Genomic DNA, 26992 nt, shown 5'->3' on the forward strand with positions numbered 1-26992 from the left:
ATATTGAGCGAAGCCGTCCTGCGACGGCTTGACATTCTTAAGGTCAATCCGATCTATAACGGCTAAGATTAGTCAATCAGCCCAAACTGACTTAGATGGTGATATACATGTTTCCTTTCCAACAAGCACCATTCATACTTACTCAATTCCCCAAAAACAGCATTCTTCGTAGTTGCTTTTGGATTCTTTTTATAGAAGTCTAGATATTCATTTCTAGCTTCTAGCATTTTAGATTTTGCCGTTTCTAAATCTTCATGTTTCAGGTCTTCTAGTTCGCCATCTTTCATTAATGGCATTTTGTGATTTTGTGGCATTTTATCATAATTCCACAAAGTCGCTGCTATTTTTTCTAGATATTCATCTGGGGTAGCAACTTCAAAATCTTGAATCTCTCCACTTGCGATACGGTAACTCATCTCTAAGTGTTCTACCATATGCTGCGGTGTCATTGTACCCCATTGAGGTTTTGAATCAGCACTCATTTCAGCGAAAGCGGACTTGATATAACTCTCTGTAATTTCTGGAAAAACAGTTTGCTTTTTCTCTACCATAGTTAAGATAGTGGCTACACAAACTAACGCCTCAGCCTCTTCATCTATCTTACCATTTTCATAATCTACTGGCTCTGCATCAAAAACCTCTACATACCATTTTACAATTCCAGATGGATGCTCACGACCAGCGACGTCTCTTTCTCTTTTTTCTTTACAAGTTAATCGTACATAAATCGTATCATTATGATACAAAGGTCTCAAGAAACGGATGTCTTCTAGACCATAATTGGCACTTACAGGCCCTTTATTAGGATATACAAAAAGTCCTGCTGCGGCACTGATTATAAAGTAACCGTGCGCGGTACGTTTCTTAAAAATACTACCATCTAAACTAGTAATATCTGTATGTGCATAGAAATGATCCCAAGTCAAGTTTGCAAAATTCTGGATATCATTATCAGTCAGTGTTCTTTTATGAGTCTCTAGGCTCATTCCTGGTTTTATATCTTCATAATGGTATGAGAATGGATGATTCTCTGCTTTTTTATAAGCACCATTAGGCTGATATATTCCGGTGATTTCAGTTAACGAAGTTGGACTTCCCTGAACTGCACAACGCTGCATGTAATGTTTAATGCCTCGCAGTCCACCCATTTCTTCACCACCACCAGCACGTCCTGGTCCACCATGCACTAACAGTGGTAATGGAGAGCCATGTCCTGTGGATTGTGGTGCACTATCTCTATTTAAAGTCAATATTCTACCATGTGACGATGCTGCGTTTATGGTGTACGCTTTCGCGAAAGCGTCATCACTAGTAACTACACTGCTCACCAACGAGCCTTTTCCCATGTGAGCCAATTCAATTGCCTCATCTAGATTTTTATAAGGCATCAACGTACTCACAGGACCAAAACATTCTACTTCATGAGCCGCGGTATTTTTAAACGGTTGATCTTCTCGCATTAAAATAGGAGACATAAACGCTCCTTTTTGCGCGCGATCTCCTAAAATCTCTACCTCATCTAAGTTACCATAAACCATTTGTGCGGTCTGAGCAATTTTTGAGATTTGTGATTTAGTAGTTTCTCTTTGATCGTTATTAATAAGAGCACCCATACGAGTTTCTCTTAATAATGGATCTCCTATCACTGTTTTAGAAAGTTGTTTCCCTAATGCGATTTGCACGTCCTCCATTAAGTTTTCTGGGACAAGAATTCTTCTAATAGCAGTACATTTTTGTCCAGCTTTAGAGGTCATCTCTTTACGTACTTCTTTTACAAATATGTCAAATTCTGGAGTTCCAGGAACAGCGTCTGGTCCTAAAACAGAAGAATTTAATGAATCTGCTTCCATCGTGAATGGAACTGATTCTTCTAATAATCGTGGATGTGCTTTTAATTTCCTACCTGTATGCGCACTACCTGTAAAGGTCACCACGTCTTGCGAATTTACCGTATCTAGAATACTTGTGGTAAGTCCACTTAAGAGTTGTAAAGATCCTTCTGGTAAAATTCCTGAATTGATAATCTCGCGTACTACAGCTTCAGTTAAAAACGCTGTTTGCGGCGCTGGTAATACTACTGCTGGCATACCAGCCATCCAGTTTACAGCACATTTTTCTAACATTCCCCAAACAGGAAAATTAAATGCATTAATATGCACGGCGACACCTTTGCGAGGTACTAGAATGTGATGTGCCATAAATCGACCACCACGCGATAAATCAATAGGATCACCTTCCACCGCATAGGATTGATCTGGAAAGAGTTTTCTCAAACTAGCATTTGCAAATAGATTTCCAAAACCACCCTCTATATCTACCCAACTATCTGCTCTAGTCGCACCTGTTTTGTAACTGATCTCGTAAAACGCTTTTTTTCTTTTATTGAGATAAAGTGCTAATTTTTTAATCATGTTACCACGTTGCTGAAACGTCATATCTCTCAACACTTTACCGTGGTCACGACCATATTGTAACGCACTAGCGATATCTAAACCTTCCGTACTTGTAAGACCTATGATGTCACCAGTAATGGCGTCATACATATTACGTGTAGATTTTTCCTCACCAGCGATCCACTGGCCATTGATGTAACTTTCTAGAATCATAATTTCTTAATAGATGGTTGTGACCTCGCTTTCGCGAAAGCGTAACACTTATATGCCTACGAAAATACAAAAAGCAACCGAATAGACTAACACTTGTTAGTTAAAGTAGATAAAGCCTTTATAAAATTAAGGAGAATAAAAGATTTGATAAGTAGTTTTACCGCATTTTATCCGTAAAAAATAACTACTGGTAGAAAAGATTTAAGCTTTTCTAATAACTGCATTTTTGAAACTGTATTATTCATTAATTTCGATCTTCCAAAATTTTACAAACTTCAAATTGAAATATCATATAACACTCATAACTATACTCTTAGCCATGTTAAACATGAATGCTCAAGTAGGAATAGGAACCATAAATCCGTCAGTAGGAACCACCCTACATATTGATGATTCAACTGGTAATAAAGGGGTGAAGTTTGCCTATGTAAACATCATTGATTTAAACACTGTATCACCATTACCTATAAATACTGAAATAGGAACAATGGTTTATAATACAAATGCTTTTACAGGAGAAGGCTTCTTTTATTGGAATGGCTTTTTATGGGCACCCAATCAATTATTTGAAAAAAGAGCTGCAAAATTTGAACATGCAAAAGCCGTAGAAAACATCCCTGAAGTGAGCCTGAGTAAGGATATTACCACTGGTGGCGTGGATGTCGAATTAATGGATCGTACTGTTTTTAATGAATCTAATGCATTGTTTGTTCCTATTACAGATGCAAATAACCGTGTAAATAGTGTACAAATAAATAAAGATGGTAGATACAGAATATCTGTTTTTATAAGTTTAGAACAGGATGACTCTAATATTTCTGTAGGTTCTACTGCTATACTTGCTAGATTTAAAATAACAGATTCTTCTAACTCTATAACTTATGATGGAGGAACTCATAGAAGTACGGAAATGGATAAAAACGGAACTGGTGATGATGATGGTACCTTAAATTTTACTGAGGTTATTGAATTACACCAAGGAGATACATTAGCTATAAATTGTATAAAAGCAGAAGGCACATCTGCAGTATACCAGCGTGCTTCTCATCAATCTGCTTTTATCATTGAAAAACTAAGATAACCTATACAACCACCTCTTTTTAAACACTCCTAAAAATGAAATCTGTATTACTAACCTTATTCTTCTCACTATTTGCTTTGAGCTACCTTCAGGCTCAAGTAGCTATAGGAACGAGCACACCTGCACCTGGAACCATTTTACATATGGAAGACTCTACAGGTACAAGTGGTGTATTATTCCCTAAAGTAGATATTCAAGATCTCAATACAGTAGCTCCATTACCTACTGGCTCTCAAGATGGTACCATAGTTTACAACACTAATACTAGCACAGGAGCGGGATATTACTTTTTAAAAGATAACAGATGGCAACCTATTTTTGGTACTATAGGAGGAATGGCCAAATTTACCAACGGAATATCAGGCAACTCTTCTCATAATTTGAACAATGGAGGCGTTTATGTACAAATAGCTGGCGCGACTTATTTCAATGATAATGCGGTGGTATATCAAGTACCTACCTCAACACCTGGCAACAGTACAGTAACTATAGGAGAAACTGGCAGGTATAAAATCATTGTCAATTTATCACTAGAAGGTATTTCTAACAATACAAATCAGAGATTGCTTGCTATAGAAGGAAGGTTAAGAGTAAATGGTAATAATACAGGTGGTATATACCGTAGTCAAGAAATGATCTCACCTAATAATACTACTCCTGACTATAGTAGCATCTCATTTACAGAAATAGTAGACCTTAGTATTAATGATCAAGTAACTGTCTATGTAAATAGAACACAAGACAATGGTAATGTCTATTTGAGAAGTGATAACACCTCTTCTATTTTTATAGAACGTCTTAACTAATTGATCTTAACCTCTTAAAAAAAAGCCTCTAAATCTTAATGGATTTAGAGGCTTTACTTTTAAAATAAGAAATCGTATTTTGATTAACTAACATTCTCAATCACCATCGCATAACCTTGCCCTACTCCTACACACATAGTTATTAAGGCATACTTCTTATTAGTCAATTGAAGTTCTAAAGCGGCACTATAAGCAAGTCGAGTTCCAGTAACACCCAGTGGATGACCTATCGCGATAGATCCACCATTAGGATTTACACGAGCATCATCATCTGCAAGTCCCCATGCTCTTGTGCAAGCTAGTGCTTGCGATGCAAATGCCTCATTAAGTTCTATCACGTCCATATCTTCTAAAGTTAGACCTGCTTTTTCTAGGGCTTTATTACTAGCCGTAACTGGACCTATTCCCATTATGCGCGGCTCTACACCTACCACCGCACTACTTACCACTCTCGCTATAGGCTTTAAGTTGTATTTCTTTACAGCATCTTCACTTGCAATAATTGTTGCTGCAGCACCATCATTCAAACCGCTGGAATTCCCTGCAGTTACAGATCCACCTTCTTTCTTAAAGGCTGGACGCAGTTTTGCTAGAACTTCTCTTGTAGTAGTTGGTTTGATGAACTCATCATCTTTAAAGATAATTGGATCTTTTTTACGTTGTGGTATTTCTACAGCAACAATTTCCTTAGCAAGTCTTCCTGATTGTCGAGCTGTTGTGGCTTTTTGTTGGGACCATGCTGCAAAGGCGTCTTGATCTTCTCGAGAGATCGTAAATTTCTCTACTAGATTCTCTGCAGTGTTTCCCATTCCGTCTACACCATACATCTCTGCCATTTTATGGTTAACAAATCTCCATCCAAAACTAGAATCATACATTTTAGAATCTGTACCAAACGCACTACTAGGTTTTGCAATTACCAGTGGTCCACGAGTCATGTTCTCTACTCCTCCAGATATAAACACATCTCCATCACCGGTTTGTATTGCTCTATGAGCGTGAACTATGGCACTTAAACCAGAACTACATAATCTGTTTACCGTTTCTCCTGGAACTGTAACTGGTAACCCAGCAAGCAATCCTGCCATACGAGCGACATTACGATTATCTTCTCCAGCCTGATTTGCACAACCCATTATCACATCTGCATAAGCATCTGTTGGAATATTAGGGTTTCTTTCTACTACGGTTTTTATAACATGTGCCGCAAGATCATCTGGTCTTATGGTAGATAATGTTCCTTTGTAGTTTCCTATCGGTGTGCGAACACCGTCTATTATATATGTGTTTTTCATTTTGTTTTTATTGATTAGTCAATTTGATTCTTTAGTTTATCATACAGAAGAAATAAATACCTTTTCTCCTTGAGGAAAATACTCTGGTGGAATAAAAAACTGTTCCGTTTCCTTTTTAAACTGTAATTGTCCATTTTCATTTACAAGATTTCCTACTTTATTCCTGAATTGAATATTAAACAACTCTAACAATTCCTTACTTGCATTAGGATCTTGATAAATAATTTTATCAAAACTATTACTTTTTCCACTTAATAAACGTGAATCAATGGCTCTATTAAAAGTTGGAAAGGAATATCCAATGATGACAAGAATATCTGTCTCATTAAATATCCGTTTTGCCTCCTCTATTTTAGAATCATTGTTATCCCACGCATAGTTTATTAGACTTTCGCTCTTACCAAAATTAGAAGGTTTATATAGCTCAGAGATACGTTGAATAATTGATTCAATCTCTAATTCATCATTATTTTGAAAAATTCTTTTTAAATCTTTATTATCATCTATCCAAAAGTTGGAAATTCCATTCAGATGAAGAATTCTATTTTCAGCATAAACATTTTCACTATCAGGTAAGAATTTTATTTGTTCATTTATTTCTGTTAGGTTTAATTTATTCTTGAAAAATAGCGAAAAAGCGCTCTCTAATTGATGATCGTAATTCCAACTAACAAAATTAATATTTGGATCAAGTTCTGGTAAAGAGTCCTTCGTTTTAATTAAATAATTTGATATTAAACTTTTGTATCTTGAATCTATATCTGAATAAAAAATTGTGTCAAAATCGTTTCCTCTTAAGACTTCTTTGTTATAAAAATAACCTTGCCAAATAGTAAAGAAGATACTCACTAAAAACTTCAACTTTGTAAGCTCCTCTTTTTCTTCATTCAAATCTAATTTTTTGGCATACGTATCAATAGTACCGTATTCATTGCTTTTATCAGCCAATGATCTTAAATCTTTACAAAATTCTGAAACTATAGTTCGAAAAGGCGAATAATCAATAATATCATTTCCTGAGTTCTGAACTCTATTGACTTCTTTTTCTAACTTATCAGCAACACTGTACATTTTATAGGACAAAGAATTCAAAATAGGTACAGCATTATAACTTGCTCCTGCTCCAAATAAATAAGTAATCTTCTTAGCTTTCTTCATTATTCCCAATCCTTATTAGTCCTATAAACCACACCTTTAAAAAGCGCTACAAGCTCATCATCTTTTTTTACCTCAACGATGTTAAAACCTACTTTGGTTTTGGTTTTGTCTAGTGTACATTCTGCTGTGATGTAATCGCCTTCTTCTAATGCTTCTATATGATTGATGCTGGTTTCTATGGACACGGCAAATTTACCATGCGTGTTTGATGAAAAACCAAAAGCAGTATCTGCCAGTGAGTATGCAATGCCACCATGTGCTTTCCCCATACTATTGAGCATTTCTGGTCTTATGGTCATACCTAACTTCACACAACCTATTTCTACAGACAAGATCTCAATACCTAACCATGTAGAATATGGATCAAGTGAAAGCATTTTTGCTGGAATCTTTTTTCCGTCTATCATCTTTTTAAAGTTCTGTCAATTTAAGAGTTGTGTTATAATTTCTCATGGTAGATGTCACACCAAGTTTCTTTTCAAACCAAGCATTAGTCATTTTAGTCTTGCCAAAACCTACTCCACAATAGAAATAAATAACGTCATCTATTATTTTAAAAGTTTCCACGTCATTTGAACATTCTTCCGTAGCTGTTACTTTCTCTTGAACAGGACATTCACTCAAAAAGCCGAAACTCATAAATTTTAAGTTCTCTATAGTTCTCGTTTTAAAAGGATTTACTTTTAAAGTGTCAGAAATCACTTCTTGTTTCTTTACCATAACAGGAACGACTAAATCAAATTCTGATTTCAATAATTCACTAATAATATCAGCACATTGCGCAGACTTTAAATCACTATTAAAAACAATATTACCAGACTGGATATAAGTAGTCACTCCATAAAAGGACGTTTTATCTAAAGCATCGCGCAGTAACGCCATAGGAAGTTTATTTTTCCCGCTAACATTAACGCCACGCAATAGTGCTACATACCTTGTCATTATAGAGAGAATTGAGTTCCTGCCGCTTTCATTTTGCGCAATATCGGTGAGCATCTATAGCGATCTTCTCGGTATAAATCATACATGGCGTCCAGTCCGTTTACACACCATTCTATTCCTTTTTCGTTTGCCCAGGCGAGTAATCCTTTAGGGTAATTTACACCTTTGGTCATCGCGCTATCTATTCCTTGCGCCGTTGCGATGTTTAAAAATAACGCATCAGCCGCTTCATTAATGATCATTAATAAAACTCTATCTTGTATTTCTTTAGTGAGTTCAGGAGATTTTTCTGGGTCCGCTTTCGCGAAAGCGTGCTCACTTTCCACATTTACATAATCATAAAATCCTCGTCCAGATTTACGACCCAGCCAGCCGGCTTCCATCAATCGTTTCTGAGTCAACGCAGGCTTATATCTTGGGTCAAAATAGAAGGCCGCAAAAACAGTTTCCGTCACTACATAATTCACATCGTGACCTATATAATCCATCAATTCAAAAGGTCCCATTTTAAAACCTAATCCTTTTAAAGCGTAATCTATAGTGGCAAAACTCGCCATTCCTTCTTCATAAATACGCAACGATTCACTGTAAAATGGACGCGCCACACGATTGACTATAAAGCCTGGAGTATCCTTTGCTACGGCAACTACTTTTTTCCAATTCTCGATAGTAGCCACACAAGTATCTGTAACGTTTTGGTCAGTTTGTACCGCAGGAATTACCTCAACGAGTTTCATCAACGGCGCTGGATTAAAAAAGTGAATTCCTATACAGCGCTCTGGTTTATAGAGTGATGCTGCAATACTCGCTATACTTAAACTAGAAGTGTTGGATGCAATAATACAGTTGTCAGACACGTGAGATTCCAGTTCTTGAAAAACCTTTTTCTTAATATCTAGATTCTCAATGATCGCCTCTATAGTCAGATCAGAATCTGCGAGATCTTTTACTGTATTTACATAAGAAATATTAGATTGAATACGGTTTTTCTCAACAGCATCTATTCTACCTTTCTCAATAAGTCGGTTCATTATCTTTTCAAGAGCTGCTTGCGCTTTTTCTAACTGTGCTTGATTAACATCAAACAGTTTTACTTGACAACCAGCCGTGGCAGCTACTTGAGCAATTCCACCACCCATTGTTCCTGCTCCTATGACGCCTACTCGACTAATTTTTGATTCTTGATCTTGCATTTCTTTGATTAACGAATTAAGATTAACGATTTTTGATTAACGAGTTACTGTGATTTTGAAGTACTCGTTTTTATACTCACGACAAAGATGGAGATCAATTGGTTGTTTTCATCTAATAATTTATCGATCATTTCGAACTTTGTTATGGTTTTAGCACCTTTTTGGATTTTGAGATTGACAAATGTTTCTCTTAACTCTTTTAAAGCAATTTTCATTTTATCTAAAAAGTCACGATTTGATTCTGCTGATCTTGCCTCTCCATAATTTAAAGCAACTGATGTTGCTGATCTTATTAATTGTTTTGATAAATGTTGAGATGCAAAACTTTGGTCGACAAACTGACAAGTTTTTATAACTTCAATAGAAAAATTTATCAGTCGATCTTCAAGTTGGTTAGGATTCATAAATTAAATATTAAAGCTACAACAATCAATCAGAAATCGTTTATCGTTAATCTCCAATCGTTAATAAATTATTTACTTTCCTTTAAAAACAGGCTTACGTTTCTCCATAAAACTAGCAACACCTTCGGCATAATCTTCTGTAGAAGCGCTTTCTATTTGTAGTTTAGACTCAAGCGTTAGTTGCTCTTCTACCGTATTGTAAAATGATTGATTCAGTGCTTTTTTAGTATTAGCTAAAGCTACTGTAGGTAATGCAGCTAATTTTTGTGCTGTTTTTTGAGCTGTTGATAGAAAATCTGCATCAGAAACGGCTTTATAAATCATTCCCATTTGGTCAGCTTCTGGAGCTGTAATTTTATCGGCAAGCATCATCGCAGCACTTGCTTTTCCAAAACCTATTAATCTAGGTAAAAAGAAAGTACCTGCACTATCAGGAATTAGCCCTATTTTAGAAAATGCTTGTATAAACGCAGCACTTTCTGTGGCGATTACGACATCGCAACATAAAGCAATATTTGCTCCCGCACCAGCGGCAACACCATTTACAGCCGCAACTACCGGTTTTGCTAGGTCTCTAATTTTGAGCACAATCGGATTATAATGATCGTCTAGAATCGCTTTAAAACCTGGATTCAACTCTGGATCGGTAATTTCTTGAATGTCTTGTCCAGCACAAAATGCTTTTCCTTCTCCTACAATCATTACAGCTCTCACCTCATCTTTTACCGCACATTGATCAAGTGCGTCCTGCATGGCAAATGCCATCTCGCGATTAAAGGAATTAAATACTTGTGGTCTATTTAAAGTTATAGTTGCAACGCCGTTATCGACTTGTAATAGGATAGAATCTGACATATTATTTTATTATTGTTCCAACCCTAATCTGATTAAAAGGTTGTTGTTTTTTAAGTTGATTATAAAGATAGTGGTTGTTACGCTTTCGCGAAAGCGAGATTACTTCAAACACTTAAAGTAATCAAATGGCTCCAGACAATCCTCACATTGAAACATTGCTTTACAGGCTGTAGAACCAAACTGACTAACCAACTTCGTATTCTTTGAGCCACAATTGGTACATTTCACGAGTTTCTTCTCATTGAGAAGCACATCTTTATCTGCTGTTTCTTCTAGTGGAGCGGCGATTCCATACTCTTCGAGTGCTTTGCGACCACGCTCGGTAATCCAGTCTGTAGTCCACGGCGGACTCATAATTAATTGAGTCGTTACAGAATAACCATGAGCTGCGAAAGCACGTTCTAAATCATCACCTATCACATCCATCGCTGGACAGCCGCTGTAGGTAGGTGTGAGTTTTATGATAATTTCTTTTCCTTCAACTATAACTTCTCGGATTACCCCAAGGTCGACCACGTTTAATACAGGTATTTCAGGATCTTTTACAGATTCCAGAATATCCAGAAGCTCTTGTGGTATGTTATAGTTTTGGATCATTAGAATATCGAACAAGGATTAACGAATAATGAATAACGAAATTTTGATTTAGGAATTTTTAGCTTTTGAAGTTTTGATACTGGCAACAAAAATTGAAATAAACTGATTATTCTCATCTATGAGTTTATCTATATCTGCTATGTTTTTAATGAGTTCTGCCCCTTTTTGAATCTTGAGATTTACCATCGATTCTCTCAACTCCTTTAAGGCTATTTTCATTTTATGAAGAAAATCTTTGTGAGACTCTGCGCTTTGCGCTTCTCCATAATTTAATGCTGCTGCCGTTGCGCTTCTTATTAATTGCTTAGATAAATGGTTTGCTGCATAACTATTATTCATTGAATGATCTGCAACTTTAATAATATCGACAGAAAACTGAATTAATCTACCTTCCAAATCAAACTTCATAAATTCAATATTTTAATTCGTTATTCAATATTCCGTAATCGATATTTGATATTCTTAAAAACCTAAGTTCAAAAAATCACCACTTAGAGTCAGGATACGTTCTCTGCATATATTGCATATCAGCAAGAATGTAGCCCATGTGTTCACTGTGTAAACCTTCTTTTCCTCCTTTTTGGAAATACTCAATTTCTGGAATTTCTAGAGTTGCTGTAGAAAGTAATTCGCCTACCTTTTCATAGTAGTATTCTTTTAACTGTAACATATCTGGTGCTACACCAGCTTCAATCATAGCATCATCTGCATTGGTGGTGTGAAACAACTCATCTGTATAAATCCACAGATCGTTTACAGCTTGTTGCACACGTGTTTTACTTTCCTCAGTTCCATCACCTAAACGTTTTAACCAATCTCCAGAAAAACGCTCATGATAGCTCGCTTCTTTGATACCTTTAAAGGCCAAAGCTCTTAAAGTCTCGTCTGCACTTTGTTGTAATGCTCCTAAGAACATTCTGTTGTATACATCAAAGAAAAACTGACGTACAATCACGTATCCAAAATCTGTATTAGGCTGTTCTACCAGTAATACATTCTTATACTCACGTTCTTTTCTTAAAAAAGCGATATCATCTTCAGTAGTTTTATCACCTTTCAATTGCGCGATATACTGATAAAAGCTACGCACTTGCCCTAACATATCTAGTGAGATATTAGTCAATGCAATATCTGGCTCTAGATTAGGTCCGTGACCACACAGCTCTCCTAGACGCTGACCAAGAATCAAATAGTTATCTGCCACACCCAGTAGATAGTCTATTAGGTGTTTTTTATTTTCTGTTGATTCAAGGAATTGTGGGTTTAATTCTTTTATTGGTTTCATATAAAAGTTTAAGTTGAAGTTTAAGATAAAGCCTAACTCAGCCTTATTTAACTCTATGACTTAGATTTGATTATTGCTCGTAAAATTTTAATTAATTCTAAAGACTCTTTCGATAATTGCTCAAGCTCAGTTTTATCATTTAATTCTGCTCCTATTTGGATTAAAAGGTTGTTACGACATTCTTTTATCTCTTTATGAGCAATGTTGAGCTTATTTAATTTGTCTTTTTGACTACTTGCGCCTAAGAATTCACCAAAGTTTAATGCCACAGATCCAGAAGAACGAATGATTTGTTGCTGATAATAACGAGAAGCATAATCAGTCCAGTCCGCTTTACGTGAAACTTTCACCATATCTACGGCAAACTTGATTAACCTATCCTCTAAATCATATTTCTTTCCATCCATATTTTAAACTTGATCTTAAACTTAAGTTTATGCTTAAAGAATTACATATGTTTTAATTCTTCAGGCAACTCATAAAAAGTAGGATGTCTGTAAACTTTATCTGTTGCAGGTTCAAATAACTCGCCACTTGCTTCTGGACTACTGGCTGTTATATTTTTAGATTCTACTACCCAAATGCTGACACCTTCATTTCTACGTGTATAAACGTCACGCGCATTATTCATTGCCATTTCAGCATCTTCAGCATGCAGGCTACCGCAGTGTCTGTGTTCTAATCCGTTTTTAGATCTTATAAAAACTTCCCAAAGTGGAATTTCTTGACTCATATTATTTCATTTTTAGTTCGCGCGCATTGCATGCGCTACACTCAAAATGGGCACATGCGATGCACCCTTGCTAGCGAGCTAGCTATACGGCTTACGCAGTTTGTTGTTTTCTATCTTTTTGTTTAGCTGCATATGCAGTGGCTGCTTCACGTACCCAAGCGCCATTATTCCATGCATTACGTCTATCATCTAGACGTTTTTTATTCATAGGTCCATGGCCTTTTACTACTTGCCAGAATTCGTCCCAGTCAATTTCACCAAAATCATAACTTCCCTTTTCATCATTCCATTTTAAATCTGCATCTGGAATAGTAAGACCTAAAAGTTCTGCTTGTGGTACTGTTTGATCTATGAATTGCTGGCGTAATTCATCGTTGGTCTTACGCTTCAACTTCCATTTCATGGATTGCTCTGTATGCGTACTTGCCGCATCTGTAGGACCTAACATCATTAATGACGGCCACCACCAGCGATTTAATGCATCTTGTGCCATTTCTTTTTGCTCTTCACTACCATTACATAGGGATAACATAATTTCATATCCTTGTCTTTGGTGAAAACTTTCTTCTTTACAAACACGTACCATCGCACGGGCATAAGGTCCAAAAGAGGTACTACATAATGGCACCTGATTAATAATCGCAGCACCATCCACTAGCCATCCTATCGCTCCCATGTCTGCCCAAGTCATCGTAGGATAGTTGAAAATCGAAGAATATTTTGCTTTACCAGAATGTAAATCTTCATAAAGTTGCTCACGAGTAATACCTAAAGTTTCACAAGCGCTGTATAAATAGAGTCCATGTCCAGCCTCATCCTGTACCTTTGCCAGTAGCGCTACTTTGCGTCGCAATGACGGCGCACGAGTAATCCAGTTACCTTCTGGCAACATCCCTACTATTTCGGAATGGGCATGCTGGGATATTTGTCTGATGTGCGTCTTACGATACTTCTCAGGCATCCAGTCCTTAGGCTCAATCTTTTCATCTCTCGCAATTTTTGCATCAAATTGCGCTTCTAAATTTTTGATTTCTGCTTCACTCATGGTTTATATGTTATTAACGCATCGCATGCGTCGTTGATACTTTGTTCATGTTCGCATGCGATGCGAACTTACTTTTCTTTCTATATACTTGTTGCGGTTCCGCTTTCGCGAAAGCGATATAACAACATATTTTTTTCATTTTCTAGACGTCGTAATCTACAACCAGTTTCTTACTCGTTGGTACACTTACGCAACTAAGCACAAATCCCTTTTCTACTTCTTCATCAGTCAGTGCATAGTTCACTTTCATGGCCACGCTACCTTCTACCACTTTACATTTACAAGTACTGCAAACGCCACCTTTACAGGCATAAGGCAAATCTGCACCAGCTCCTATAGCACCATCTAGGACGTTATCAAAGTCTTCACCTAGTACAAAATGAAATTCTTTACTACCATCTATAATGGTCACATCTACTCCATCTACTTTTTTCTCTAACGCTGCAGCGGCACGGGCTTTATCGGCATCGCTTAATCCGCTTACAAACAATTCAAAATGAACATTTTCTTTTTTCATTCCTGCAGCGACTAACTCATCTCTTATTAAGAAAATCATTTCTTCTGGACCACAAATAAAAGCGTGATCTGTATGCGGTGCATTTATTAAAGTCTTAGTAAGCGTTTGTAATTTTTCTTGGTCAAAACGCCCATTAAACAATGGAATATCTCTATGCTCACGACTTAAAAAATAAAAGACTTCAAAACGACTTAAATACTTATTTTTCAGCGCTTCTATCTCTTCTTTAAAGATAATTGATTTTACAGTTCTATTAAGATAGAATAACTTGAATTTGGCATTAGGCTCGCTAGCAAGGTGTGTTTTAATGATGCTCAACATAGGAGTAATTCCACTACCTGCGGCAAATGCGATATAGTTTTTGGCATCATTCTCTTCTGACACTTCGATTCCAAAATCACCACTAGGTGCTGAAACTTGTAAAACATCGCCAGTTTTTAACTCGCGATTTACATAGCTAGAAAACTTACCTTCGAAGATTTCTTTAACGGCTACTTTCCACTCATCATCCAGCGGACTGCTGCATAAAGAATAGCTGCGACGCAAATCTTCACCGTTAATCATAGCGCGCAAGGTCAAAAACTGACCTGGACGATAGTTAAATTCTTCTTTAAGTTCTTGTGGAACGTCAAAGGCGATTACCGTGGTATCATCTGTCTCTTTATAGACTTGAGATAATGTTATGTTATGAAAATTGCTCACAGATATTAGGTCGTTAAGTTTACACAAAACTAACACTTGTTAGTTTGGAAAGCAAGTGCCTTTTTTAAGTATGTCTTTTATGGTATCGTTAATTAACCTTTAACGCGATTTTCACGACCATAAATAATGTGATCTCGTATATTGCTTTTATGAAGTATCCTTATATCACAGCACCAGATTCTATTTTAAAAGAAGCAGAAAAAGCGATGTCTTTTTATCCTGCTTTAAAGAATACTGAAATAGAATTTAAGTTCAATGATATGGTGCGCAAAAATTTCATGCAAGCACAACCTACTTATAAAAGTATTTTTAGAAGTAAAGAAAATCGCAGTTACATCATCTTAATAAGTAAAGAATTTAAAGTAGAAAATGAGATCTTTACTATAAATGAAATTCCAAGCGACGTCCTTACAGGATGGTTGGGTCATGAACTAGGCCATGTTATGGATTATCGGTCTAGATCTACCATAGACATGATTTTCTTTGGATTAAAGTATTTATACTCACATGCGCATATTCAAGAAGTAGAACGCGCCGCAGACGACTATGCAGTGCGTCACGGTATGGGTGAATATATCCTAAAGACAAAGGAGTTCATTTTAAATCACACGAGCCTGTCTGAGAAATATAAAAAGCACATGCGCAAATTCTACCTATCTCCTGAAGAGATTTTAGAGCTAATTAATCGCTATGGGGAAACTGGTGAAACTCCAAGTAAAGAAGAACTGGCACCGCAGCCGAATAGTCATTAGATTTTTCACTAAGCAATTGAAACTACACTAAGCGAAGCCGTCCTGCGACGGCTTGACTACATCTTCTAACGTTGATTGATTTTATAAAATATAATAAGTAAAGCATTTAAGGATGAGATTCTGTTTTTCAACGGAATTGAGCTTAAAGACCTTTTACAAACTCTTCCCAAGCTTTAAACTTCTCTTCGTCCATTACTTTTTCCATTTTTACCTGACCACCTTTTTTCTTGTTGTGATCGTTCCATTTTGCAAATGTTTCTGGTTGCACTTTGTGAACTTGCACACCTTTTAAAGCTTTAGTTCTGGCTACTTTATAATTCTTATTAGCTTCTTGTAAGGACAGATCTAGCGCGTCAGCAAGTTCTTTTTCTGAAGTTTCTGTTTCTGTACCTAGATACCAAACGTGTTGAAAGTCGCCATCGATTTTCTTTGCAGAGACCGTGAATTCTTTAATACTGGTATTGAATTTTTCTTGTAGGTCTGTTATTGCCGTTTCCATTTTCAGAACAGATAATTGGCTACCTACTACGTTTAAGAAAAACTTAGTTCTACCAGTTATTTTAATTTCGGCTCTTTCTACGTCTGTAAATTTTATTGTATCACCTATTAAGTAACGCCATGCACCAGATACTGTCGATATGATTAAAGCATAATCGACCTCTGGTTCTACCTCAGCCATGGTTAGAACTGGCGCATCATTAGAAATGCTACCATCTTGCTCTACGTATTCTGGTTGAAAAGGCACAAATTCAAAATAAATACCACCATCGGTAATCAACTGCATAGAACTAGATTCTGGACGTTGTTGACAGGCTATAAAACCTTCACTAGCCAGATAGGTATCTACTATCTGTACAGGCTTTGAAAATAATTTTTCAAAACTCGAGCGATAAGGTTCAAATGCTACACCTCCAGAAGTATAAACCGACAGATTAGGCCATATTTCATGAATAGAATCTACCTTGTGATAATCCATTACTTTTCTAAGCATCATTTCTAACCATGATGGAATACCACTCAACATACCTATATCCCAATTTTTAGCTTCTTCTGCTATTCTTTGAACTCGCTCATCCCAATCGTCTATGGAAGATATTTCTTTTCCAGGTCTGTAAAATGAATCTAAAAACTCTGGAATATTACTCGCAGATATTCCACTAATTTCACCAATTGTAAACCCATTTTCTTCACTCAAATCTGTAGAACTACCTAGTGCTAGGACTTCACTCTCAAATACATCTGTGGGCAAATTGAAATTAGTCAATGCGCTTACCTGTCTGGTTCCTGCAGCTTTTATGGCCGCAATCATCTCATCTGTGACTGGAATAGTTTTAGATTTTTTACCTGTGGTACCACTAGATCTTGCAAGAAATTTTGGGATTCCTGGCCATGTAATATTGGGTTTCCCTTCTTTCATGTGTGACCACCATTGCTCGTCCATTTTATGATAGTCGTAAAACGGTACCGCTTCCGCGAAAGCGTGCTCCATATCATCTCCTTCTAGAATACTATCAAAGTCATAATACAAACCAAAGGAGGTATTCTTTGCGGTCTTTAATAAGTTTTCTAAGACCTTACGTTGCGCTGCGACATGGTCTGACGTCGCCGTAATAGTCTCGTGAAAATTTAATGCTGTCTTAATAATAGGACCTAAAAGCGCCATGGAATAGTAGTTTATTCCAAAAATAATATTTTACACCTCAGTTCTAGGTTAAGATTGTGGTAAGATTTTATGTACAAACAGTAATGGAAATTGAATTACCTGAACCTACTAAGCAAGAAATAGCAACATTTAAAGCACTTCAATTTTAATGATACTTTGTAAAGATCTTTGTAGCCTCATTATAACTGCTTTCAAAGGACATCGCGTTCACATTAGAATCTGCTTTTACAGCATTAAAATAACTCACCATTTTCTCTGTAGGCATGTTACCTGTAAGCTCATCCTTTGCCATAGGGCAACCGCCAAAACCTTGAATCGCACCATCAAAACGACGACAACCAGCTTTATAAGCAGCGTCTACTTTTTCATACCACGTAGTAGGTGTGGTATGTAAATGTGCACCAAATTCTATTTCAGGATATTTAGGAATCAAGTTAGAGAACAAATAAGTAATCGTCTCAGGATCTGAACTACCTATGGTATCAGAAAGCGATAAAATCTTAACGCCCATCTTGTATAATTTCTCTGTCCACTCTCCTACTATCTCCACATTCCATGGATCTCCATAAGGATTACCAAAGCCCATCGAGATATAAACTACTAATTCTTTATCGTGCTTTTGTGCGAGATCAATAACCTCTTGCAACAACTCCACACTTTGTGCAATTGTTTTATGAGTATTACGCATCTGGAAATTCTCTGAAATAGAGAATGGATAACCCAAATATTGAATCTCTGGATGTTCACATGCTGCTTTTGCGCCACGTAGATTTGCAATAATAGCAAGCAATTTAGATTCTGTTTTAGAAAGGTCTAGTTTTGAAAGAACCTCAGCCGTATCGACTAGTTGTGGTATTGCTTTTGGAGAAACAAAACTACCAAAATCTATGGTGTCAAAACCACATCGCAATAAGGACTGAAGGTATTGCACCTTCAAATCTGTAGGAATCATTTCTTTAATTCCTTGCATTGCGTCACGCGGACATTCTATGATTTTTACCTTTTCCATTGGGCTGCAAATATAAGGTTACGCAAAGGTTTGCGAAAATGATTTCTACCCCTTATTTAAAAGTCAAAAAGCCTCTTATAAAAAGAGGCTTTAAGATTAAAGTAAAATTTAAGGGGAAAATTACTTTTAAAATATTTTAATAAAATTCAAGTCTAACTTATCACTGTTTGTTAATCAGAATTCAAATATGAAAAATAATCATCACATAAATATCACAAAAGCACATATTTGATTACAACAACCCTTTTTAAGATATAAATAAACTCAACAAATCGGCAACATCTTCTTGTTTTTCTATATAGTATCGTGCTGCAGAATTAACACGTCCTACTTTAACAGTAACAGCATCTTCTGGTAGATCTTGGAACATAAATTCATCAGTCCAGTCATCTCCTATTGCAAATATAAAATCCTTTTCTGAACTTAATATATGATTAGTTGCTGCTTTACCTTTATGAACATTCATACTTTTTACTTCAATGACTTTGTTGCCATAAAGAACACTTAAGCCACGGTTAATACTTAATTCTTTAATAACATTAGAGAGTTCTGTTGCTCGTTGTTCACCTAAATCAGGATCTGCTTTGCGGTAGTGCCATGCTAAAGAATATTTCTTTTTTTCAATGAATGTCCCAGGAGTACGGTCCACATATTTTTGAAGAATAGGTTCGATAGTAGGAAACCAATCTATATTCATGGCCTCAGTTAGAAACCATTTGTTATCAATTACATTTTTCTTAAGAACCCCATGCTCAGCAATAAGAACTACCGGAATATCCTTAAACCATTCTCCCAAAGTATCTGCATCGCGGCCACTTATGATGACCACTTCAGTACGTGGTAAATTATTTAAACTACGTACTAAGTTTAAAATTTTCTCATCAGGAGATGCTTCATTAGGATCATTCACAAATCCTCTTAATGTCCCATCATAATCTAAAAAAAAGATTCTATTCTTAGATTCTTTATACCGGTGTAATATTTTTTCCTTGCGATTAGAATTTAACAATTTAGTCTTTACTAACTCTTCGGTTCTTTTAATTGATTTAAGCTTGTTCATAAAATCTTCTGCCCACTTCTCTACATTATAGCGTTTAAGGCGGCTTTGCATATATTTATTACGCTTTTTCTGCTCACTTACAGGCATCTCTATAGCTTCCTTAATAGTGTTTGCAATCAATTCCATATCATTAGGATTAATGAGTAACGCCTCATTCATTTCCTTTGCGGCACCTGCCATCTCACTTAGAATTAATACACCTGTCTGATCAGTGCGACAGGCAACATATTCTTTAGCAACTAAGTTCATTCCGTCTCGTATAGGTGTTATAAGTGCTACCTCACAAGAAGTATAAAGATCTATTAAATTTGTAAAAGGCATGGATCGATAAAAGTACCATATAGGTGTCCAGCTTACTGTGGCAAATTTTCCATTAATTCGCCCTACTAGCTCGTCTATTTCTTTTTTCAATCGTTTATATTGCTTTACGTTTGAACGACTAGGAACAGCTAGCATAACTAGTCTCACTTTTTCGATGTATTCAGGATATTTCTCTAGAAAACGCTCATAAGCCTTGATACGGTTTGCTATACCTTTTGTATAATCCAATCGATCTATAGAAAGAATCATTTTAGCCTCAGGAGTTTCTTCTTGATGGTGGTATAACCTACGCTGTAGCTCACTTTGTGTTGTGTCTGTTTGTTGTTGATTCGCTTTCGCGAAAGACGAAAACTTTTCATAATCGATACCCATAGGAAAAGAATCTACCGTCACCACACGATCTGCCAGAGTGATACTGTTAAAGCTAGTGGGGTAGCCCAAGATCCTACTTACCGAACTTAAAAAATGTCGCTCATAATCATAAGTATGAAATCCTATAAGATCGGCACCTAGAAGACCATTTAAAATCTGCTCACGCCATGGAATTGTTCTAAAAACTTCAAACGACGGAAATGGGATATGTAAAAAGAAACCGACAGATACATCAGGACGTTTTTCTTTTATAAGTTGAGGCAATAACATAAGCTGATAATCATGTACCCAAACGGTATCACCTTCTTCAAGATTTTCTAATACTACTTGCGCAAATTTTTCGTTTACCCTTTTGTAAGATTCCCAATAATCGTTACTAAATTTTGCGTATTCCATAAAATAATGAAACATGGGCCATATGGTATGATTGCTAAATCCATAGTAAAAACCGTCGAAGTCATCTTGAGACAATGTTACAGAGGCACATTGCTGCTCCTTAACCACCTTTTCCACAGCATCTTCCAGCTGGGAATCAACCTCTTCCTGTATAAGACCATTCCATCCTATCCATATACCATTACTCTCTTTATGGACAGATTTAAGCCCTGTAGCTAGCCCGCCTACGCTAGGAGAAGAGGAAACTTTACCATTTTCAATGTGTAATTGCAAGGGTAATCTATTAGAAACAATTAAGGTTTTTAACATAAAGATATATTCTTTAGTTTGAATTATTGATTAATCCTTAAATTTCGAGAAAATCTGTTTGTTCCAAAGAAAAATTTACGATTATTATGAATAATTTAAATTATGGTATTATAGGTAACTGTCAAAGTGCAGCCCTAATTTCTGAGAAAGGATCCATTGACTGGTGTTGCCTACCCATATTTGATTCTGCATCTGTATTTGCAAAATTATTAGATGATAAAAAGGGTGGATCTCTTAGTTTTAAATTAACTGATGATTATCGTATATCTCAAGAATACCTTTGGCAAACAAATATTTTAAGTACTACTTATGATAATGGTGTCGACGCCTTTCAAGTAATTGATTTTATGCCGCGCTATCAGCAAAAAGACGGTAGTTATTATACGCCGCCAGATATTATAAGATTTATAAGACTCTTAAAAGGAAAGCCACAATTCTCTATTCAATATGATCCACGTCTAGAATACGGTTCTAGTAAAGTATTTACCACAATTGAGGAAGAATATATCTATAGCCAGACTAAGGACGGTAAATATGATTCTTTGTTCTTATATAGTGATCTAAATTATGAGGATATTGTCAACCAGAAAACTATAACTCTAACCAGTAACGCCTATTTACTGGTGAGTTATCATGAAAAATTAAGTCAACAAAGCATAGATAGATGTTATCTAAAATTCCAGCGTACTAAAACTTACTGGATGGACTGGAGTGAAAAAACGACTAGTTACCCTATATATCAAAACGAAATTATACGCAGTGCTCTTACACTCAAGGTGCTTTCATACGAAAAATCTGGTGCTGTCCTTGCTGCGGCTACAACGAGTTTGCCAGAAACCATAGGTGAGGTAAGAAACTGGGATTACCGCTTTTGTTGGATACGTGATGCATCCATGGTAATTAAAGTAATTGCAGATCTAGGTCACCCATTAAGTGCACGTAAATTTTTACAATTTGTTATAGATACTATACCAGATAAGGATGAAAAAATTCAAATCATGTATGGAATTAATGGTGAGCGTGACCTGACAGAAAGCTTCTTAGATCATCTTGATGGCTATAAGAATTCAAAGCCTGTACGTATAGGTAATGCTGCTTATATACAGAAGCAAAATGATATTTATGGAATTTTAATGGAGGTGATTTACCGCCAGTTCGTAGAATTTGAAACCACTCTAGAAAACCGTGAAGAATTATGGACCATTATCAAAGGAATCACTAAAATAGTAGAAGAACACTGGCAAGAACCAGACAAAGGTATATGGGAATTGCGTACAGAAGATAGACATTTTACCTTTTCAAAATTACTTTGTTGGGTAGCCATAGATAGGGCTATTAAAGTAGGTGTGATATTAGGTCGTAAAGAACCTTTAGAAGACTGGAAAAAACTACGATCAGAAATCTATGAAGACATTTACCAAAATTCTTGGAGTGAAGAAGTACAAGCTTATACTCAATCTTATGGCTCAAAAGATTTAGATGCATCCACATTACTAATGGAACAGTATGGATTTATTAAAGCCACAGATTCTCGTTTTATAAGTACCGTCCAAGCAACAGAAAAAGAATTGTGCCGAGATGGATTAATGTATAGATATAAGAATCAAGATGACTTTGGAGAGCCTTCTTCCAGCTTTACTATTTGCTCATTTTGGTTTATCGATAGTCTTAATAAAATAGGGGAAACTAAGAAAGCTCGTATGTATTTTGACCAGTTGTTATCTTATAGTAATCATTTGGGGTTATTTAGTGAAGATATTGATTTTGAAACTAAAAGACTCCTAGGTAATTTCCCACAAGCTTACTCACATCTTGCTCTTATAGAAACGGCTATCAACTTTTCAAAAACCTTGAAAAATGACTAGACTAAAAATAGCCTTGAAAAAATAGTTTATCAGCAATTTAATCAAGGAATCAAAATAGCAATCGCGATACCTATAAAAACTACAATTTGTATCCATTTCATGGCTGGGGTAAACCATGTGGAAGTTTTTATAAAACTTGCTGCTTTACCAGCTATTAAAGCAAAGGTATAAAACGTGAGTAAAGAAATTAACATAAATACGCCACCTAAAACATAAATCTGAATCCAGTCTGGATAAGAGTTTGCCATTACAAATTGCGGCAACAATGCGAGAAAAAATAAAGTCACTTTAGGATTGAGCAAATTCATAGTAATTCCTACTTTGTAGAGTTTCCACAAACTTTGAGAAGAAGCTTTAGAATCACCAAACTCTATACTCGAGTCTGACTTATAAAATTTAAAAGCGAGATAAAGCAAATAAATAGCCCCAGCAATTTTTATGGAATACAGCAACCACTCATTATCTCTAATGATTACTGCAAAACCTAATGCCACAACCGATGTATGAACAATGCAACCGGTTATTAAACCACTAGCGATGGCGATTCCATATTTAGAACCACGAGCTACAGATTGTGTGAGAACAAATATATTATCTGGTCCTGGACTTATTGCGAGGAGTAAAGTTGCAAATGCAAAAGAGACAAGAGTTTCTATCACTTATTAAGCCTAATGATTATACGTACAATTGCAAAAGTGATCAGAATAAAGCTAAGGATATTTCTGAAGGTAAAAATACTTTTAGATTCAGTCTTTTTGTGATATTGATCAAATTCAGAATACTTTCCCTTAGAAATAATTTTTTCTGATTCGATAAATTTATTTTTAGCCTTTTTGCCAATATCCGTGCACGAAGGACAACCCTTTAATGCCATGGGAAATTCTTCGTTACATTTATCACAAGTTAAATAAACCATATCTCCTCTTAAATTTAAGAGTAAGTATACAAACATTTGACAGTTTCAACAAATGCCCTTAAAATTTAAATGTCAACTAATAAAAAGGGTTATCAAATTAATGAAAGCCTTGAGTACGTTATAGCAACTTAATATTTTAACCTAAAGCGTTTGTGTGACTTTATATATCCTGTCATTAGAATTTACATAAAAATTGAGAATATAAGAGTATGTTTTAGGGTTATTCAATTTCTGCTCATTCTTTATTTGTTGAGCACGATTAGATGTAGGTTTAGTAGCTTTTGAATATCCTAGTTTGCTCGTTTGTTGAACGTAATAAATAAGGATTTTTCCACCATCATCTCCTTCTTTTATTTCATCTGGTTCGCCATTCTTTTTAATCATACTAGCTGCCGTTTTACCTTTCCATTTTTTATCAACATGGTCTTCAACTGTCGCACAGCTTATTATAAAAAATGTAAAAAGGACTGGTAGTAAAAATTTAATGTTTTTCATATCTAAAAAAGTTTTATCAAAAAAAAACCTAACGAGCTTTCCTAATTAATTCTCGATTAATATCCCTAATCAAAGCAGGCCCTTCATAAACAAAACCAGTATATAGTTGCACCAAACTAGCGCCTGCATTTAGTTTATCAATCGCATCTTGTGCGGTCATGATACCACCTACTCCAATTATTGGGAAAGCACCGTTGCTTTTATCATGTAAAAAGGCGATTACCTCTGTTGCTCTTTTAGTCAGTGGCGCACCGCTCAGTCCGCCGGCTTGTTTTACTAGACTTTCTTCTGATTGTAATCCTTCTCTAGAGATGGTGGTGTTAGAAGAAATAACTCCATCTATTTTAGTATCTTCTACTATTCCAATAATATCCATCAATTGATCGTCAGTAAGATCTGGAGCGATTTTAAGGAGTATCGGTTTTCTTTGAGGCTTTTTATTATTTAAGTCTTGTAGTGTTTGAAGTATATGCGTTAATGGCTTGCGGTCTTGTAATTCTCTTAGACCTGGTGTATTAGGCGAGCTTACATTTACGGTAAAATAATCTACATGATCAAATAGTTTTTCAAAACAGATAATGTAATCATTTACTGCCTGATCATTAGGTGTAACTTTATTTTTACCGATGTTACCACCTATTAAAACATGATTAGGATGTCCTAATTTTGGATTTTTCTTTAATCGTTCCACCGCTAGGTCTACACCACCGTTATTGAAACCCATGCGATTTACTATCGCCTGATCTTTTTTCAATCTAAAAAGACGTTGCTTAGGATTACCATCTTGAGGGACTGGTGTCAGCGTTCCTATCTCTATAAATCCGAAACCTAGGTTAGAAAATTCTTTAAAAGCTTTGGCATCTTTATCAAATCCTGCAGCCATGCCCACCGGATTATCAAACTGTAAACCAAAGAGTTCTCTTTTTAAAGCAGGATGATTTTGCTTGTAACGCTTTCGCGAAAGCGTGCTAAAACCAGGTATTTTACTTAACAATTTAATGCTCTTAAAAGAAAAGTGGTGAACAGCCTCTGGATCAAAGGCAAAAAGTAACGGACGGACTAAAGATTTATACATAAGAATAAGGTTGCGCAAATTTACAATCCATTGGACTTTATTCCATATTTTTGTTACTCTTAAAAAATGACTGATATGAGTAAATATGATGTGATCGTTTTAGGTAGTGGACCTGGCGGATATGTAACAGCAATACGTGCTTCTCAACTAGGGTTAAAAACGGCAATCGTTGAAAAGGAATCTCTAGGTGGAGTATGTTTAAACTGGGGTTGTATTCCTACTAAAGCGCTTATAAAAAGTGCCGATGTATTCAATTACCTCAACCACGCTGCAGATTATGGACTTAAAGCTGATAATGTAGATAAGGATTTTACTGCTGTTGTAAAACGTAGCCGCGATGTGGCAGACGGAATGAGCAAAGGTGTGCAGTTCTTACTTAAAAAGAATAAAATAGACGTAATCATGGGTTACGGTACAGTAAAAAAAGGTAAAAAAATCGAGGTGAAAGCTGAAGATGGATCTACCTCTACTGTAGAAGGAAATCATATTATTATCGCAACTGGTGCAAAATCTCGAGTACTTCCTAACTTACCACAGGATGGTGAAAAGGTTATAGGGTATCGTGAGGCTATGACTCTTAAAGAACAACCTAAGAAATTAGTTGTTGTTGGGTCTGGAGCAATAGGTGTAGAATTTGCTTATTTCTATAACTCTATGGGAACTGATGTTACTATAGTAGAATATGTAGATCGCATCGTACCTGTAGAAGATGTAGACGTTTCTAAACAAATGGAACGCAGCTTTAAAAAAGCAGGAATTAAAATTATGACTTCTAGTGAGGTGACTAGCGTGGACACATCTGGTGATGGGGTAAAAGTTCATGTTAAGACTAAAAAAGGAGAAGAAGTTATTGAGGCAGACGTTGTTCTTAGTGCTGTAGGTATAGAAACTAACATCGCAGGAATAGGTCTAGAAGAAATAGGTATCTCTACAGATCGTGGCAAGGTACTCGTTAACCAGTGGTACCAAACTAATTTACCTGGTTACTACGCAATAGGTGATATTACTGCTGGACCAGCTCTAGCTCACGTTGCGAGTGCCGAAGGTATTCTTTGTGTTGAAAAAATAGCTGACAAGCATGTAGAACCTATCGATTATGGAAACATTCCTGGTTGTACGTATGCAACGCCAGAAATCGCAAGTGTAGGTATGACTGAGGCGCAAGCTAAGGAAGCTGGACATGAGATCAAGGTAGGTAAATTTCCATTCTCTGCATCTGGAAAAGCAAGTGCTTCTGGTGCAAAAGATGGTTTTGTAAAAGTAATTTTTGATGCTAAGTACGGTGAGTGGTTAGGATGTCACATGATAGGTGCTGGTGTTACTGACATGATTGCTGAGGCTGTCGTTGCTCGTAAACTAGAAACTACAGGACATGAGATCCTTAAAGCAATACATCCACACCCTACAATGAGTGAAGCGGTAATGGAAGCTGTAGCAGATGCTTATGATGAAGTAATTCACTTATAGTATTAAATAGTTTTTATTTAAAATAAGAAAACCCCTTTGAAACATAGTTTCAAAGGGGTTTTTCTATGCTTAA

26 protein-coding genes are annotated in these 26992 nt (G+C 36.1%); 5 read left to right on the forward strand and 21 right to left on the reverse strand.

The window, feature by feature from the left end:
* Positions 1-68: 68 nt before the first annotated feature.
* On the reverse strand, positions 69-2609 hold the full coding sequence (gene paaZ, locus ABJF08_RS10075; RefSeq protein ID WP_348116257.1) for a phenylacetic acid degradation bifunctional protein PaaZ: 2541 nt from the start codon (positions 2607-2609) through the stop codon (positions 69-71).
* 277 nt (positions 2610-2886) lie between these two features.
* On the opposite strand from paaZ, the gene ABJF08_RS10080 reads away from it, so the two are divergent.
* Both ABJF08_RS10080 and ABJF08_RS10085 read left to right on the forward strand, forming a co-directional pair.
* The gene (locus ABJF08_RS10080; RefSeq protein WP_348116035.1) at positions 2887-3687 is read left to right on the forward strand and encodes a hypothetical protein; all 801 of its coding nucleotides are present in this window, start codon (positions 2887-2889) and stop codon (positions 3685-3687) included.
* A 35-nt stretch (positions 3688-3722) separates the two neighbouring features.
* Positions 3723-4493: a hypothetical protein gene (locus ABJF08_RS10085; RefSeq protein WP_348116036.1), complete on the forward strand. Its 771-nt coding sequence runs from the start codon at positions 3723-3725 to the stop codon at positions 4491-4493.
* 83 nt (positions 4494-4576) lie between these two features.
* Here the strand turns inward: ABJF08_RS10085 and ABJF08_RS10090 are convergent, their stop codons facing one another.
* From ABJF08_RS10090 to paaE, 14 genes are all read right to left on the reverse strand, one after another.
* Entirely contained in the window at positions 4577-5788 is a 1212-nt protein-coding gene (locus ABJF08_RS10090) for an acetyl-CoA C-acyltransferase (RefSeq protein WP_348116038.1), read from the reverse strand.
* A gap of 39 nt (positions 5789-5827) precedes the next feature.
* Positions 5828-6946: a hypothetical protein gene (locus ABJF08_RS10095; protein ID WP_348116039.1), complete on the reverse strand. Its 1119-nt coding sequence runs from the start codon at positions 6944-6946 to the stop codon at positions 5828-5830.
* Positions 6946-7353 (reverse strand): PaaI family thioesterase, encoded by a 408-nt coding sequence (locus tag ABJF08_RS10100; protein ID WP_348116040.1) that lies wholly within the window; start codon positions 7351-7353, stop codon positions 6946-6948. Before ABJF08_RS10100 ends, ABJF08_RS10095 begins: the two co-directional genes overlap by 1 nt.
* Positions 7354-7357: 4 nt before the next feature.
* A complete protein-coding gene (locus ABJF08_RS10105; protein ID WP_348116041.1) occupies positions 7358-7942 on the reverse strand; it encodes a DUF1697 domain-containing protein in 585 nt (194 codons plus the stop codon).
* On the reverse strand, positions 7888-9081 hold the full coding sequence (locus ABJF08_RS10110) for a 3-hydroxyacyl-CoA dehydrogenase NAD-binding domain-containing protein (protein ID WP_348116042.1): 1194 nt from the start codon (positions 9079-9081) through the stop codon (positions 7888-7890). Before ABJF08_RS10110 ends, ABJF08_RS10105 begins: the two co-directional genes overlap by 55 nt.
* Before the next feature lie 44 nt (positions 9082-9125).
* Complete coding sequence (locus ABJF08_RS10115; RefSeq protein WP_348116043.1) at positions 9126-9485, reverse strand: four helix bundle protein; 360 nt, start codon at positions 9483-9485, stop codon at positions 9126-9128.
* A gap of 72 nt (positions 9486-9557) precedes the next feature.
* Positions 9558-10340 carry an enoyl-CoA hydratase-related protein gene (locus ABJF08_RS10120; protein ID WP_348116044.1) on the reverse strand — a complete coding sequence of 261 codons (783 nt, stop codon included), beginning with the start codon at positions 10338-10340 and terminating at the stop codon, positions 9558-9560.
* A 99-nt stretch (positions 10341-10439) separates the two neighbouring features.
* Positions 10440-10937, reverse strand: a complete 498-nt coding sequence (gene paaD, locus ABJF08_RS10125; protein ID WP_348116259.1) for a 1,2-phenylacetyl-CoA epoxidase subunit PaaD — start codon at positions 10935-10937, stop codon at positions 10440-10442.
* A 48-nt stretch (positions 10938-10985) separates the two neighbouring features.
* Positions 10986-11345, reverse strand: a complete 360-nt coding sequence (locus tag ABJF08_RS10130; protein WP_348116045.1) for a four helix bundle protein — start codon at positions 11343-11345, stop codon at positions 10986-10988.
* 76 nt (positions 11346-11421) lie between these two features.
* A complete protein-coding gene (gene paaC / locus ABJF08_RS10135; protein ID WP_348116046.1) occupies positions 11422-12222 on the reverse strand; it encodes a 1,2-phenylacetyl-CoA epoxidase subunit PaaC in 801 nt (266 codons plus the stop codon).
* 53 nt (positions 12223-12275) lie between these two features.
* Positions 12276-12629, reverse strand: coding sequence for a four helix bundle protein (locus ABJF08_RS10140; protein WP_348116048.1), 354 nt, complete (start codon positions 12627-12629; stop codon positions 12276-12278).
* 41 nt (positions 12630-12670) lie between these two features.
* Positions 12671-12955 (reverse strand): 1,2-phenylacetyl-CoA epoxidase subunit PaaB, encoded by a 285-nt coding sequence (gene paaB / locus ABJF08_RS10145; protein ID WP_036581638.1) that lies wholly within the window; start codon positions 12953-12955, stop codon positions 12671-12673.
* Between the two features lie 91 nt (positions 12956-13046).
* Entirely contained in the window at positions 13047-14000 is a 954-nt protein-coding gene (paaA, locus tag ABJF08_RS10150; protein WP_348116049.1) for a 1,2-phenylacetyl-CoA epoxidase subunit PaaA, read from the reverse strand.
* A gap of 142 nt (positions 14001-14142) precedes the next feature.
* Positions 14143-15219, reverse strand: a complete 1077-nt coding sequence (gene paaE / locus ABJF08_RS10155; protein ID WP_348116050.1) for a 1,2-phenylacetyl-CoA epoxidase subunit PaaE — start codon at positions 15217-15219, stop codon at positions 14143-14145.
* A 149-nt stretch (positions 15220-15368) separates the two neighbouring features.
* On the opposite strand from paaE, the gene ABJF08_RS10160 reads away from it, so the two are divergent.
* On the forward strand, positions 15369-15971 hold the full coding sequence (locus ABJF08_RS10160; RefSeq protein WP_348116051.1) for a hypothetical protein: 603 nt from the start codon (positions 15369-15371) through the stop codon (positions 15969-15971).
* A 142-nt stretch (positions 15972-16113) separates the two neighbouring features.
* Here ABJF08_RS10160 and ABJF08_RS10165 read toward each other — a convergent pair whose 3' ends face one another.
* The 3 genes from ABJF08_RS10165 to ABJF08_RS10175 form a co-directional block, all read right to left on the reverse strand.
* Positions 16114-17634, reverse strand: a complete 1521-nt coding sequence (locus ABJF08_RS10165; RefSeq protein WP_348116052.1) for a GH3 auxin-responsive promoter family protein — start codon at positions 17632-17634, stop codon at positions 16114-16116.
* 145 nt (positions 17635-17779) lie between these two features.
* Positions 17780-18643 carry a hydroxymethylglutaryl-CoA lyase gene (locus ABJF08_RS10170; RefSeq protein ID WP_348116053.1) on the reverse strand — a complete coding sequence of 288 codons (864 nt, stop codon included), beginning with the start codon at positions 18641-18643 and terminating at the stop codon, positions 17780-17782.
* A 247-nt stretch (positions 18644-18890) separates the two neighbouring features.
* Positions 18891-21101, reverse strand: a complete 2211-nt coding sequence (locus ABJF08_RS10175) for a bifunctional alpha,alpha-trehalose-phosphate synthase (UDP-forming)/trehalose-phosphatase (protein ID WP_348116054.1) — start codon at positions 21099-21101, stop codon at positions 18891-18893.
* 86 nt (positions 21102-21187) lie between these two features.
* Here ABJF08_RS10175 and ABJF08_RS10180 point away from each other — a divergent pair, with 86 nt between their 5' ends.
* A complete protein-coding gene (locus tag ABJF08_RS10180; RefSeq protein ID WP_348116055.1) occupies positions 21188-22966 on the forward strand; it encodes a glycoside hydrolase family 15 protein in 1779 nt (592 codons plus the stop codon).
* A gap of 41 nt (positions 22967-23007) precedes the next feature.
* Here the strand turns inward: ABJF08_RS10180 and ABJF08_RS10185 are convergent, their stop codons facing one another.
* The 3 genes from ABJF08_RS10185 to ABJF08_RS10195 all read right to left on the reverse strand — a co-directional run bounded on the left by ABJF08_RS10185 (position 23008) and on the right by ABJF08_RS10195 (position 25452).
* Positions 23008-23625: a LysE family translocator gene (locus tag ABJF08_RS10185; RefSeq protein ID WP_348116056.1), complete on the reverse strand. Its 618-nt coding sequence runs from the start codon at positions 23623-23625 to the stop codon at positions 23008-23010.
* A 398-nt stretch (positions 23626-24023) separates the two neighbouring features.
* Complete coding sequence (locus ABJF08_RS10190) at positions 24024-24377, reverse strand: hypothetical protein (RefSeq protein ID WP_348116057.1); 354 nt, start codon at positions 24375-24377, stop codon at positions 24024-24026.
* 28 nt (positions 24378-24405) lie between these two features.
* Positions 24406-25452 carry a quinone-dependent dihydroorotate dehydrogenase gene (locus ABJF08_RS10195; protein WP_348116059.1) on the reverse strand — a complete coding sequence of 349 codons (1047 nt, stop codon included), beginning with the start codon at positions 25450-25452 and terminating at the stop codon, positions 24406-24408.
* A 75-nt stretch (positions 25453-25527) separates the two neighbouring features.
* Between ABJF08_RS10195 and lpdA the strand changes: the two genes are divergently transcribed.
* Positions 25528-26919: a dihydrolipoyl dehydrogenase gene (gene lpdA, locus ABJF08_RS10200; RefSeq protein ID WP_348116060.1), complete on the forward strand. Its 1392-nt coding sequence runs from the start codon at positions 25528-25530 to the stop codon at positions 26917-26919.
* Positions 26920-26992: the final 73 nt, after the last annotated feature.

Origin of the sequence: Nonlabens sp. (assembly GCF_039941875.1) — a bacterium.
GTDB lineage: Bacteria > Bacteroidota > Bacteroidia > Flavobacteriales > Flavobacteriaceae > Nonlabens.